This window comes from Citrobacter sp. wls717, from assembly GCF_005280955.1.
GTDB classification, from domain to species: domain Bacteria; phylum Pseudomonadota; class Gammaproteobacteria; order Enterobacterales; family Enterobacteriaceae; genus Citrobacter; species Citrobacter werkmanii.
In genome coordinates, this window is the sequence record NZ_SZWW01000016.1 from 196,111 (window position 1) to 208,014 (window position 11,904).

At 53.9% G+C, this 11,904-nt stretch carries 12 protein-coding genes; 8 read left to right on the forward strand and 4 right to left on the reverse strand.

Annotation, left to right across the window (positions count from 1 at the left end; genetic code table 11):
- The first annotated feature begins 7 nt into the window (after positions 1-7).
- The 8 genes from pheT to selO all read left to right on the forward strand — a co-directional run bounded on the left by pheT (position 8) and on the right by selO (position 8,274).
- Positions 8-2,395 carry a phenylalanine--tRNA ligase subunit beta gene (gene pheT / locus FDX09_RS11000; protein ID WP_137347197.1) on the forward strand — a complete coding sequence of 796 codons (2,388 nt, stop codon included), beginning with the start codon at positions 8-10 and terminating at the stop codon, positions 2,393-2,395.
- A 4-nt stretch (positions 2,396-2,399) separates the two neighbouring features.
- Positions 2,400-2,699, forward strand: coding sequence for an integration host factor subunit alpha (ihfA, locus tag FDX09_RS11005; RefSeq protein WP_003030571.1), 300 nt, complete (start codon positions 2,400-2,402; stop codon positions 2,697-2,699).
- A gap of 155 nt (positions 2,700-2,854) precedes the next feature.
- Positions 2,855-3,835, forward strand: a complete 981-nt coding sequence (btuC, locus tag FDX09_RS11010; RefSeq protein WP_042308812.1) for a vitamin B12 ABC transporter permease BtuC — start codon at positions 2,855-2,857, stop codon at positions 3,833-3,835.
- 60 nt (positions 3,836-3,895) lie between these two features.
- Positions 3,896-4,447, forward strand: a complete 552-nt coding sequence (locus FDX09_RS11015; protein WP_038640185.1) for a glutathione peroxidase — start codon at positions 3,896-3,898, stop codon at positions 4,445-4,447.
- Positions 4,447-5,196 carry a vitamin B12 ABC transporter ATP-binding protein BtuD gene (btuD, locus tag FDX09_RS11020; protein ID WP_137347198.1) on the forward strand — a complete coding sequence of 250 codons (750 nt, stop codon included), beginning with the start codon at positions 4,447-4,449 and terminating at the stop codon, positions 5,194-5,196. The genes FDX09_RS11015 and btuD overlap by 1 nt, the downstream gene beginning before the upstream one ends.
- Positions 5,197-5,273: 77 nt before the next feature.
- On the forward strand, positions 5,274-5,738 hold the full coding sequence (locus FDX09_RS11025; protein WP_038640189.1) for an NlpC/P60 family protein: 465 nt from the start codon (positions 5,274-5,276) through the stop codon (positions 5,736-5,738).
- A gap of 318 nt (positions 5,739-6,056) precedes the next feature.
- Complete coding sequence (locus FDX09_RS11030) at positions 6,057-6,770, forward strand: EAL domain-containing protein (RefSeq protein ID WP_087856700.1); 714 nt, start codon at positions 6,057-6,059, stop codon at positions 6,768-6,770.
- A 61-nt stretch (positions 6,771-6,831) separates the two neighbouring features.
- Positions 6,832-8,274 carry a protein adenylyltransferase SelO gene (gene selO, locus FDX09_RS11035; protein ID WP_137347199.1) on the forward strand — a complete coding sequence of 481 codons (1,443 nt, stop codon included), beginning with the start codon at positions 6,832-6,834 and terminating at the stop codon, positions 8,272-8,274.
- Here the strand turns inward: selO and FDX09_RS11040 are convergent.
- Genes FDX09_RS11040 through FDX09_RS11055 form a run of 4 tightly spaced genes read right to left on the reverse strand, consistent with a single transcriptional unit; the run spans position 8,271 to position 11,884 of the window.
- Positions 8,271-9,050: a heme ABC transporter ATP-binding protein gene (locus FDX09_RS11040; RefSeq protein WP_137347200.1), complete on the reverse strand. Its 780-nt coding sequence runs from the start codon at positions 9,048-9,050 to the stop codon at positions 8,271-8,273. The genes selO and FDX09_RS11040 overlap by 4 nt on opposite strands.
- Positions 9,043-10,035, reverse strand: coding sequence for an iron ABC transporter permease (locus FDX09_RS11045; RefSeq protein ID WP_085049456.1), 993 nt, complete (start codon positions 10,033-10,035; stop codon positions 9,043-9,045). Before FDX09_RS11045 ends, FDX09_RS11040 begins: the two co-directional genes overlap by 8 nt.
- Positions 10,035-10,856 carry a hemin ABC transporter substrate-binding protein gene (locus FDX09_RS11050; RefSeq protein ID WP_087856698.1) on the reverse strand — a complete coding sequence of 274 codons (822 nt, stop codon included), beginning with the start codon at positions 10,854-10,856 and terminating at the stop codon, positions 10,035-10,037. Before FDX09_RS11050 ends, FDX09_RS11045 begins: the two co-directional genes overlap by 1 nt.
- Positions 10,853-11,884 carry a ChuX/HutX family heme-like substrate-binding protein gene (locus FDX09_RS11055; RefSeq protein WP_137347201.1) on the reverse strand — a complete coding sequence of 344 codons (1,032 nt, stop codon included), beginning with the start codon at positions 11,882-11,884 and terminating at the stop codon, positions 10,853-10,855. The genes FDX09_RS11050 and FDX09_RS11055 overlap by 4 nt, the downstream gene beginning before the upstream one ends.
- Between the last annotated feature and the right edge of the window lie 20 nt (positions 11,885-11,904).

Sequence of the window (11,904 nt, forward strand, 5' to 3'; positions counted from 1 at the left end):
TAAAACAATGAAATTCAGTGAACTGTGGTTACGCGAATGGGTAAACCCGGCGATTGATAGCGATGCGCTGTCAAACCAAATCACGATGGCGGGTCTGGAAGTTGACGGTGTGGAACCTGTTTCGGGCGCGTTCAACGGCGTTGTGGTGGGTGAAGTGGTTGAGTGCGCTCAGCACCCGAACGCTGACAAACTGCGCGTCACCAAAGTGAATGTAGGCGGTGACCGCCTGTTGGATATCGTCTGTGGCGCGCCGAACTGCCGTCAGGGCCTGAAAGTGGCGGTGGCAACCGTGGGCGCCGTACTGCCAGGCGACTTTAAAATTAAAGCAGCGAAACTGCGCGGTGAACCGTCTGAAGGCATGCTGTGCTCGTTCTCCGAGCTGGGTATTTCCGACGACCATAGCGGCATTATCGAACTGCCCGCCGATGCGCCAATTGGCACCGATATCCGCGAATACCTGAAGCTTGACGACAACACTATCGAAATCAGCGTTACGCCGAACCGCGCCGACTGCCTGGGTATCATCGGCGTGGCACGTGATGTTGCCGTACTGAACCAGGCTCCGCTGGTTGAACCGGAAATGGCGCCAGTAGCCGCAACCATTAGCGATGTCCTGCCGATTCAGGTCGACGCGGTGGAAGCCTGCCCACGCTATCTGGGGCGCGTGGTGAAAGGCATCAACGTTAAAGCGCCAACCCCGCTGTGGATGAAAGAAAAACTGCGTCGCTGCGGCATCCGCTCTATCGATGCCGTGGTTGACGTAACGAACTATGTGCTGCTCGAACTGGGTCAGCCGATGCACGCGTTCGACAAAGACCGCATTGAAGGCGGGATTGTTGTCCGGATGGCAAAAGAGGGGGAAACCCTGGTTCTGCTGGACGGCAGCGAAGCTAAACTGCATGCGGATACGCTGGTGATTGCCGACCATAACAAAGCGCTGGCCATGGGCGGCATCTTTGGTGGCGAACATTCCGGCGTGAATGATGAAACGCAAAACGTCCTGCTGGAATGCGCGTTCTTCAGTCCGTTGTCTATTACCGGTCGCGCACGTCGTCATGGCCTGCACACCGATGCTTCTCACCGCTATGAGCGTGGTGTCGATCCTGCGCTGCAGTACAAAGCGATGGAGCGTGCAACCCGTTTGCTGATTGATATCTGCGGCGGTGAAGCCGGTCCAGTTATTGATGTAACCAACGAAGCGACGCTGCCAAAACGCGCGACCATTACGCTGCGCCGCAGCAAACTGGATCGTCTGATCGGACACCATATTGCTGATGACCAGGTGAGTGATATTCTGCGTCGTCTGGGTTGTGACGTCACGGAAGGTCAGGATGAGTGGAAAGCGGTAGCGCCGAGCTGGCGTTTCGATATGGAAATCGAAGAAGACCTGGTCGAAGAAGTTGCCCGCGTTTACGGTTATGACAATATCCCGAATACGCCAATTCAGGCAGGTCTGATCATGGGTACGCATCGTGAAGCGGATTTATCGCTGAAACGTGTAAAAACCATGCTGAATGACAAAGGCTACCAGGAAGTTATCACCTACAGCTTTGTCGACCCGAAAATTCAGGCATTGCTGCATCCGGGTGAAGAATCGCTGCTGCTGCCAAGCCCAATTTCTGTTGATATGTCGGCAATGCGCTTGTCGCTGTGGACCGGTTTGCTGTCAACGGTGGTGTATAACCAGAACCGTCAGCAGAACCGGGTGCGTATTTTTGAAACGGGTTTACGTTTCGTACCGGATACGCAGGCCAACCTCGGGATCCGTCAGGATCTGATGCTGGCAGGCGTGATCTGCGGTAATCGTCATGATGAACACTGGAATCTGGCAAAAGAGACCGTTGATTTCTATGATTTGAAAGGCGATCTGGAAGCGGTTCTCGACTTGACCGGCAAACTGGCGGACATTCAGTTCAAAGCTGAAGCGAATCCAGCACTGCATCCGGGTCAGTCTGCGGCGATTTATCTGAAAGGTGAACGTATTGGTTTCATTGGGGTTGTTCATCCTGAGCTGGAACGTAAACTGGATCTGAACGGTCGCACTCTGGTGTTTGAACTGGAGTGGAACAAGCTCGCAGACCGCGTGGTGCCTCAGGCGCGTGAAGTTTCTCGCTTCCCAGCGAACCGTCGCGACATCGCAGTCGTTGTGGCAGAAAACGTTCCCGCTGCGGATATTTTATCCGAGTGTAAGAAAGTTGGCGTAAATCAGGTAGTTGGCGTAAACTTATTTGACGTGTACCGCGGTAAGGGTGTTGCGGAGGGCTATAAGAGCCTCGCTATCAGCCTGATCCTTCAGGATACCAGCCGTACACTTGAAGAAGAGGAGATTGCCGCTACCGTCGCCAAATGTGTAGAGGCATTAAAAGAGCGATTCCAGGCATCATTGAGGGATTGAACCTATGGCGCTTACAAAAGCTGAAATGTCAGAATATCTGTTTGATAAGCTTGGGCTTAGCAAGCGGGATGCCAAAGAACTGGTCGAGCTGTTTTTCGAAGAGATTCGTCGTGCTCTGGAAAATGGTGAGCAGGTAAAACTCTCTGGTTTTGGTAACTTCGATCTGCGTGATAAGAATCAACGTCCGGGACGTAACCCGAAAACGGGCGAAGATATTCCCATTACAGCACGGCGCGTGGTGACCTTCAGACCCGGACAGAAGTTAAAAAGTCGGGTTGAAAACGCAACGCCCAAAGAAGAGTGATTTAACGATTCGTTAAACCACTTGCGTTGCCATCAAAGCGGCAGCGTAAAGCATGACGTATATAACTAAAAAGGCCGCTCTGCGGCCTTTTTCCTTTTCACTACCGAAACAGCACCGTAAAATCACCCCCATCTCTTTTCAGCAGAATGGAAAACATGCTGACTTTCGCCCATCAACAGCAGCGACGAAACGTGCGCTGGATACTGTCACTGTCAGTGCTGATGTTACTGGCAACGATTTTAAGCCTGTGCGCAGGAGAACAGTGGATCGCTCCCGGCGACTGGTTCAGCGCCCGCGGCGATCTGTTCGTCTGGCAAATCCGCTTTCCTCGTACCCTCGCCGTTTTGCTGGTAGGCGCTGCGTTGGCTTTATCCGGTGCGGTAATGCAGGCCCTCTTTGAAAATCCACTCGCGGAACCGGGTCTACTGGGCGTGTCTAACGGCGCAGGTGTAGGACTCATTGCTGCTGTGCTGCTCGGGCAGGGGCAGCTTCCCGGCTGGGCGTTGGGCTTATGTGCCATCGCCGGGGCGCTGATTATTACTCTCATTCTGTTACGCTTTGCCCGTCGTCATTTGTCTACCAGTCGCTTGCTGCTGGCGGGAGTGGCGCTGGGCATTATCTGTAGCGCGTTGATGACGTGGGCCATCTATTTTTCCACCTCTTTTGACTTACGACAACTGATGTACTGGATGATGGGGGGCTTTGGCGGCGTCGACTGGCATCAGGCCTGGCTGATGGTGGCGTTGATCCCCGTACTGATATGGATCTGCTGTCAGTCTCAGCCGATGAATATGCTGGCGCTGGGGGAAACTTCTGCGCGCCAACTGGGGTTACCATTATGGTTCTGGCGCAATCTGCTGGTGGTCGCCACAGGATGGATGGTCGGCGTAAGCGTGGCTCTGGCGGGTGCGATTGGTTTTATTGGATTGGTTATCCCCCACATTTTGCGGTTGTGTGGTTTAACCGATCACCGTGTTCTCCTGCCTGGCTGCGCGTTGGCTGGCGCAATCGCATTATTGTTTGCTGATGTTGTCGCGCGTTTGGTGTTGGCTTCGGCTGAACTGCCCATCGGCGTGGTGACGGCTACCATGGGAGCACCGGTATTTATCTGGCTATTGTTGAAAGCCGCGCGCTAGAAAGCGTTGGTTCGGTCTATGATTAAAAACTGAAAATCAACCTGTTGTTCTGGAGATGCTATGCAAGACACTATCCTCAATACCGAAGTGACGACCATTGACGGCGAGGCGACTACGCTGCAACCGTATTCCGGCAATGTACTGTTAATCGTCAACGTTGCTTCAAAATGTGGACTGACGCCGCAATACGAACAACTGGAGAACCTGCAGAAAGCCTGGCATCAGCAGGGCTTCAATGTGCTTGGTTTTCCCTGCAATCAGTTTCTGGGCCAGGAACCGGGCAGCGAAGATGAAATAAAAACGTACTGCAGTATGACCTGGGGCGTTACCTTCCCGATGTTCAGCAAGATTGACGTCAACGGCGAGGGGCGTCATCCGCTGTATCAGAAGCTGATTGATGCCGCGCCAACGGCTGTGGCGCCAGCAGACAGTGGATTCTATGAACGTATGGCCAGTAAAGGCCGGGCGCCGCTCTACCCGGACGATATCCTGTGGAACTTTGAGAAGTTTTTAGTGGGACGGGATGGGCAAGTACTGCAACGATTCTCTCCGGATATGACGCCTGAGGATCCGATGCTGGTGCAAAGCATCAAGAAGGCGCTGGCAAACTAATGTCTCGATTGATGCAGCTACAGGATGTAGCGGAATCGACCCGGCTCGGCCCGCTTTCTGGTGAAATAAAAGCAGGGGAAATCCTGCATTTGGTGGGGCCTAACGGTGCGGGGAAAAGTACGCTGTTGGCGCGTATGGCGGGTTTGACGACCGGGGAGGGCAGCATCACCTTCGGCGACATGCCGCTTGAAGAGTGGCCGGCAGCAAAGCTGGCGCAATATCGTGCTTATCTTGCGCAACAGCAAAACCCGCCTTTTGCCATGCCGGTCTGGCATTTTCTGACGCTGCATCAACCCGACAAAGCGCGTGCCGATCTGTTACAGGAGGTCGCCGATGCGCTTGGTCTGGGGGATAAGCTGGGGCGTGGCGTTAATCAACTCTCCGGCGGTGAGTGGCAGCGTGTGCGCCTGGCGGCCGTTATTTTGCAAATTTGCCCGCAAGCTAATCCATTCGGTCAGCTTTTACTGTTGGATGAGCCGATGAACAGCCTGGACGTCGCGCAACAAAACGCCCTGGACAGGTTGTTGGGCCAGCTGTGTTTGCAGGGAATAGCGATTGTGATGAGCAGCCATGACCTCAATCATACCTTGCGCCATGCGCATAAGGCCTGGTTGCTCAAACGTGGGAAGCTGCTTGCCAGTGGCTCACGTGATATGGTCCTGACACCAGCTAATCTGTCTGCGGCTTACGGCGTGAACTTCCGTCGTTTGGATATCGAAGGCCACAGAATGCTCATATCAACCACTTAAGTTAAATGGGTTCTTGAAAATCCTGTAATTTCCACGCTAAATTGGCATAAAAATAAAATCCAGAGGATTCGTCCTGAATGCGCTTTTGGCTCCTTTTCATCACAGCATTGTTTTTGGCGGGCTGCAGCAGCCATCGTGCTCCTGCGCCAAATGCCCATTTGTCGGATTCTATCGCCGTTATCGCCGGTCTTAATGACCAGCTACAAACCTGGCATGGCACACCTTATCGTTATGGTGGTATGAGCCGTAGCGGGGTGGATTGCTCAGGGTTTGTTTTGATGACGATGCGGGATAAATTCGATCTACAGCTCCCGCGCGACACGCGCATGCAATCAAAGATTGGTACCGAAATCGATAAAGATGATTTGCTGCCAGGCGATCTGGTTTTCTTTAAAACCGGATCCGGAGAAAGTGGTCTGCATGTCGGCATTTACGACACCAATAATCAATTTATTCATGCCTCAACCAGCCGCGGAGTGATGCGCTCGTCACTGGATAATGTCTACTGGCGTAAAAACTTCTGGCAGGCTCGACGTATTTAACCCTCACAACTGACGAGGCTGCTAACGACTGTGCAGCCTCGACATTTTCATTTGAATGCTAACTGTTATTACTGCTTCCAGCCGATCAATAACCCTGTGTGTTACGAGTGTATCTTGCTAAAAATATGATTTATGCCGGGATATTAAAAAGTGCAAAGCTGGATATTCGCTTATAATCACGATAAGCTAAAAAAAAGGATTCGATTTACTGGCTATAAAGGGACAAATGAAAGAGCCTCTACTTGCATCAGCAGTAACGTATTTCTCCATCCTTTGCTACAGGATGCCGGATAACACCTATGCAGAGGGGCTGGTACGATGATTGTTTCACTGGATAATCTTTATCAATCGGAGTTGTCTTTTCTTCCTGCGAGAAGTGAAAAAGGCGATCTTGAATTCGTAGATATCATCACCAGTTTTGCCAGCCTGCAGGGGGATGTGCGTATACCAACCGAGCTGGTCTTACCTCGGATGTCGGACGATGAACAATGTCGTTTATTTACAGAGAAACTGGAATTAATCGAAACGTGCCAACATTTTTTTATTCAGCGAAAAGTCTCAGTCTGGATTAATTTAACCCCGGCAGTTGCTCATACTTTATTATCAGACGCTGAATATGCTTCACAAATTGAACGATTTTCATTTCTGGAACTGGCTATTAATGAAAGCTATCCAGAGTTAAACAAGGGTAAAGACAATCCAACGCTGACTGCACTTGCGGCAAGATTTCCATTAATTCTGCAAAATTATGGCGCTGGCGGCATATCAACGCGGGCAATTTTTGATGGCCTGTTCAAACGTGTGGTGTTGGATAAAAACTTTGTTCAACAAAGGATTGCACATATTTCATTTGAACCATTTATGCGCGCTATCCAGGCGCAAATATCACCCTGCTGTGAGTCAATCATCATTAGCGGTATTGATACGCAAGAAATGTTGGCACGAGTACTTCCCCTCGGTTTCAGCGCCATGCAGGGAGGACTGTGGCCTGCGGTACCGCCCGCGCAGATAATTTCGTTATCGAGGATATAACCCTTTTATTTGCTGGTGTTTAACAGGCTATTAACAGTCTACACTAGAGACAGGAGGCCCTATGACCCTGTCTTTTACCACCCGCTGGCGTGATGAATTACCAGCAACCTATACAGCACTCTCGCCTACGCCCCTGAAAAACGCGCATCTTATCTGGCATAACGATGCTCTGGCTGAGCAATTGGCTATTCCTGCGGCGCTGTTTACTATTCCAGAGGGTTCAGGCGTTTGGGGAGGCGAATCCTTGCTTCCCGGGATGTCGCCTTTAGCGCAAGTTTATAGCGGACATCAGTTCGGCGTTTGGGCCGGTCAGCTTGGTGACGGACGTGGGATCCTGCTGGGCGAACAACAGCTTGCTGATGGCTCGACGCTTGACTGGCACCTGAAGGGTGCCGGACTGACGCCTTATTCCCGCATGGGGGATGGGCGCGCCGTGCTGCGTTCAACCATTCGCGAAAGCCTGGCCAGCGAGGCGATGCACTATCTGGGAATACCCACCACGCGGGCATTGTCGATTGTCACCAGCGACACGCCGGTATATCGCGAAACGGTAGAGCATGGGGCGATGCTCATTCGCGTGGCGCAAAGCCATATGCGCTTTGGCCATTTTGAACACTTTTACTATCGTCGCGAGCCGGAGAAAGTCCGTCAACTTGCAGACTTCGCGATTCGTCATTACTGGCCGCATTGGCAGGAAGAAGCCGATAAATATCAGCTGTGGTTTAGCGATATTGTCATGCGTACCGCAAGCTTAATCGCCGACTGGCAGGCGGTAGGGTTTGCGCATGGCGTTATGAATACGGACAACATGTCTATTCTGGGGCTGACGATGGATTACGGTCCGTATGGTTTTCTTGATGACTACGTGCCGGATTTTATCTGTAACCACTCCGATCATCAGGGACGATACAGTTTCGATAATCAACCTGCAGCCGCGCTGTGGAACCTGCAACGTCTGGCACAAACCCTGTCGCCATTTATCCCGGTCGAGGCGCTCAATGATGCGCTGGACAATTACCAACTGGCGCTGTTAACGCGTTACGGTCAACGGATGCGGCAAAAGCTCGGCTTCTTTAGCGAGCAGAAAAACGATAACGAGCTGCTGAGTGAACTGTTTAGCCTGATGGCGCGAGAAAGAAGCGACTATACGCGAACGTTTCGCATGCTCAGTCTGACGGAACAACACAGTGCGCTATCTCCGCTACGCGATGAGTTTGTGGATCGTGCGGCGTTTGACGACTGGTTCACACGGTATCGCTCGCGCCTGGAACAGGACAGCGTTGTTGACGATGTCAGACAAACGCAGATGAAGGCGGCAAACCCGGCGATGGTTTTACGCAACTGGCTGGCGCAACGGGCGATTAGTCAGGCGGAGCAGGGAGATTACGCCGAGCTACATCGGCTGCACCAGGCGTTGCGTACCCCGTTTGTCGATCGCGATGATGACTATGTCAGCCGGCCGCCTGAGTGGGGCAAACGGCTGGAAGTGAGCTGTTCAAGCTAAGGCGCCAGAAACACCTGGGGGGACACGTTGGCCGGATGATGGCCAACGTGAACCTCAGCACCGTACCAGCGCATCAGATCATCGGCCCGTAACACGGTCTCCGGCGTCCCTTGCGACGCCAGCCTGCCATTATGCAGTAACACTATTCTGTCAGCCCATAAAGCTGCCAGATTCAAATCGTGAAGCACAATACACACATGCAGCTCTCCTGAAGCGACAAGCGTTTTCAGTAACCGCAGCAGATGTTGCTGGTGGTAAAGATCCAGCGCCGAGGTGGGTTCATCAAGAAATAACCAGCCGCGAGGCGCTCCGTCGCACCAGAGTTGCGCCAGGGCGCGGGCTAACTGCACGCGCTGTTGCTCGCCGCCGGAAAGCGTGGCGTATTGCCGACCTGCCAACGGCGCGCATCCGGTCATCTCCATCACCTGCGCGATAAGGCGAGGTTCCGAACGCTGGGTCCAGGGCGCACGGCCCATCGCGATAACGGCCTCTACCGGCCAGTCAAATCCCAGTTGCGTTTGCTGACGCATCACCGCCCGATGGCGCGACAGCGTCTGCATATGCCACTCATCCAGCGCTTTGCCCGCCAGCATGCAGCGCCCGGTAATCGGTTTGAGAAAACCGGTCAACAGGCGCAGCAGGGTAGATTTCCCCGCACCGTTTGGGCCGATGAGCGCCACCAGTTCACCTTTTGCGAGGGCAAGCGATACATCAGCAATCACCGACCTGCCAGCCACGCGATAGTGAAGTCCTTCAGCAACGAAATGTTCAGCCATGCGATCCTCGCTGACGAAAAATAAGCCATAAAAACCATGGGGCGCCGAGCAGACTGGTTAACAGACCGACCGGCATTTCCGCTGGCGCGACTGAAGTGCGGGCCAGCGTGTCGGCAATCAGTAATAAAAACGCGCCCGCCAGCACGGAACCGGGGATAACGGCCCGATGGTCTGCGCCGAGCCACATACGCATTAAATGCGGGATAACCAGCCCGATAAAGCCAATTACGCCGCTTACTGCCACCGCTGCGGCTACCAGCAAGGCGCTGCAAAGCAGTAAAATACGCTGGATTGTACGCACATTCACGCCAAGATAATGCGCCTCTTCCTCGCCCAGTTGCAGCAGGTTCAGGGCCGAAGCCAGACGCCAGACGATCAGCACCGTCGGGATAGCCAGCGAGGTAACTGCCAGCAGCGTGGACCATTGCGCAGCGCCCAGACTTCCCATCCCCCACAGCGACAGCTGGCGCAGTTGCGCATCATTACTGACCCACGACAGAACGCCAACAGCCGCCCCGCAGAGCGCGTTGATCGCAATACCGACCAGCAGCAGCCGCGAGAGTGAACCGTCGCGCTGTTGGCTGAGGATAAAAATCACCACGGTTGCCGCCAGTGCACCGACAAATGCAGCCAACATTGGCGCATACAGCATCAGTAGCGCGGGCAAAGAGACAGGCAGTACCACCCACAGGGCGACGGCGCAGGCCGCACCGCTGCTAATTCCGAGTAATCCCGGGTCGGCAAGTGGGTTGCGAAACAGTCCCTGCATCACACAGCCGGATAGCGCCAGAGAACCGCCAATCACCAGCGCCAGCAGAACACGGGGCAGGCGAATAGTGAGCCAGATTTGACGCAGAGTTTCATTGTCATCACGCCAGAGCAGACTTACCGGCAGGCGCAACGCGCCAAAACCGGTAGCCAAAATTGTCATTACGACCAGCATTAGCGCCATGACCCACAAAGAACAAGTGATTCGTCGGGACATCAGGGCAATTGCTCTGCTTTCGCGCGTAGCTGCAAAATGGCCTGCGGCGTGCGGATACTGAAGCCAAGCAGTGCCATATCATCAACCTGCAATACCTGTTTATTCCGTCCCGCAGGTGTTTGCGCCAGCCCCGGCAGCGCCCACAGGCTCGCCTCGCCACCCATTGCCTTAACACCTTCCCGTGAAATCACCACCAGGTCCGGCTGGCTGGCAATCACACCTTCTTGTGAAAGAGGTTGATAACGGTTAACCCCCTGCATCGCGTTGCGCAAACCGGCGGCGCGAATAGCGGCATCGGCTCCGGTTTGCTGGCCTGCAGCCATGGCGGTCATCCCACCATGATTAAGAATAAACAGGACGCGTTTGTTAAGTTCAGATGACGGGAGCGCCGCCAGCTCCTGACGTAAGGTTGCACGCAACGTTTCGCCATCGGCCTCCCGGTGAGTCGCCTCGGCAATGACGCGAATTTTTTCATCAATCGCGTTAAGGTCGTTGTTTGCCGGGATCGTAACAACCCTGACGTTGCTCTGCTCGACCTGTTTTAGCGCCAGAGAAGGCTGCGCCTGCGCACTGGCAAGGACCAGCGTCGGACGGGTGGCAAGGATCCCTTCGGCGTTAAGCTGGCGTAAATAGCCGACGTCAGCCAGGGCGTTTGCGGCTTCAGGCCACTGGCTGGTACTGTCTCGCGCCACAAGCGTTGACTGGGCCCCCAGCGCGTACACAATTTCGGTGACGTCGCCCCCCAGAGTAACGACTCTTTCCTCGGGGACCGCCAGCGCAGTAACGGGCAGCAACGCAATCAGGAGCAGCAGTTTGTTCATGCGGCCAGCCCTTTCGGCGTCAGTGCGTCAATTTGCGCGCGCCATTGCGTTTGCTCCGGTTCGCCTTCCGTACGTTGACCATACAGTTGGGCAATCTGTGTGCCATCGGCCGCAAACAGTTCCAGACTGGTAACGTGTCCATCGGCGGTTGGTTTGCGCGTTACCCACGTTTCAGCCACGCTTTCTTCCAGCAGATGTAATGTAAATGCTGGATTGAATATATTCAGCCAGCCTTTCATCGGTACCAGTTTTTCTATCACGCCGGTAAAAATTTGTACGCAGCCGCGATTACCCACAAACACCATAATTTCATTACCATCCTGACGCGCGGTATTGAGTAACTGCGCCAGTGCGCCATTGGTCACTTTACAGGCCAGATCATCGCCCACCAGATTAAACGCCTGTTGGCGAGTGAGATCGTGGCGTTTCAGCAGACCGAAGAACTGGTGGACATCGGTCATGGCTCGCCACTCTTGATCCACGGTCTGTGCATCAACGGTGACGGTAGCAGGAGCAGGGTTTTTAGCGGATTGCAGCGCCAGTGGCGGGTTTTCAGTGAAGATGAAACGGCTCAGTAACGCTGCCCATTCTTCAACGAGGGTATTTTGTGTGGCATAGACCTTCAGTAATGCATCACCCTGATGGTCGAAAAACTGAATGCTCTGACGCTCGCCGTGAGCGGTTGTTTCTCTGATATGAAAGGCGTTTGCCCATTGATTCAGGAACAGACGCAGATCGAGGGCGCGTGGATTGAGTACCAGCCCGGCATGCCCGCTCAGGTGCTGGTTGGTAAAGGCGCCGACCTGCTCATGCACCGCATATTCGTTGCGGCAAATACATTTTGTTTCGCCTACGGCTTCCAGCGCGCCGAGGATTTCGCGGACTTCGCCACGTAAGCGCCAGGCGTCATGACCGACGCGCGCGAAGGTCAGTTCTGCCTCGCTGATGTGCATCATAGCCGCGATGTCACGTGCGTATTTGCCAGGGTTTTCTTTTTTCAGTTCCAGCCAGCGTGTGTGGTGATTCATTGTTTCTTCCTTCCAGATTG

Bases quoted from the DNA above. Each gene is read 5' to 3' on its own strand.
- FDX09_RS11015 (WP_038640185.1), top strand. From the start codon at position 3,896: ATGCAAGACACTATCCTCAATACCGAAGTGACGACCATTGACGGCGAG.
- FDX09_RS11025 (WP_038640189.1), top strand. From the start codon at position 5,274: ATGCGCTTTTGGCTCCTTTTCATCACAGCATTGTTTTTGGCGGGCTGC.
- btuC (WP_042308812.1), top strand. From the start codon at position 2,855: ATGCTGACTTTCGCCCATCAACAGCAGCGACGAAACGTGCGCTGGATA.
- FDX09_RS11055 (WP_137347201.1), bottom strand. From the start codon at position 11,884: ATGAATCACCACACACGCTGGCTGGAACTGAAAAAAGAAAACCCTGGC.
- FDX09_RS11050 (WP_087856698.1), bottom strand. From the start codon at position 10,856: ATGAACAAACTGCTGCTCCTGATTGCGTTGCTGCCCGTTACTGCGCTG.
- pheT (WP_137347197.1), top strand. From the start codon at position 8: ATGAAATTCAGTGAACTGTGGTTACGCGAATGGGTAAACCCGGCGATT.
- btuD (WP_137347198.1), top strand. From the start codon at position 4,447: ATGTCTCGATTGATGCAGCTACAGGATGTAGCGGAATCGACCCGGCTC.
- FDX09_RS11040 (WP_137347200.1), bottom strand. From the start codon at position 9,050: ATGGCTGAACATTTCGTTGCTGAAGGACTTCACTATCGCGTGGCTGGC.
- ihfA (WP_003030571.1), top strand. From the start codon at position 2,400: ATGGCGCTTACAAAAGCTGAAATGTCAGAATATCTGTTTGATAAGCTT.
- FDX09_RS11030 (WP_087856700.1), top strand. From the start codon at position 6,057: ATGATTGTTTCACTGGATAATCTTTATCAATCGGAGTTGTCTTTTCTT.
- selO (WP_137347199.1), top strand. From the start codon at position 6,832: ATGACCCTGTCTTTTACCACCCGCTGGCGTGATGAATTACCAGCAACC.
- FDX09_RS11045 (WP_085049456.1), bottom strand. From the start codon at position 10,035: ATGTCCCGACGAATCACTTGTTCTTTGTGGGTCATGGCGCTAATGCTG.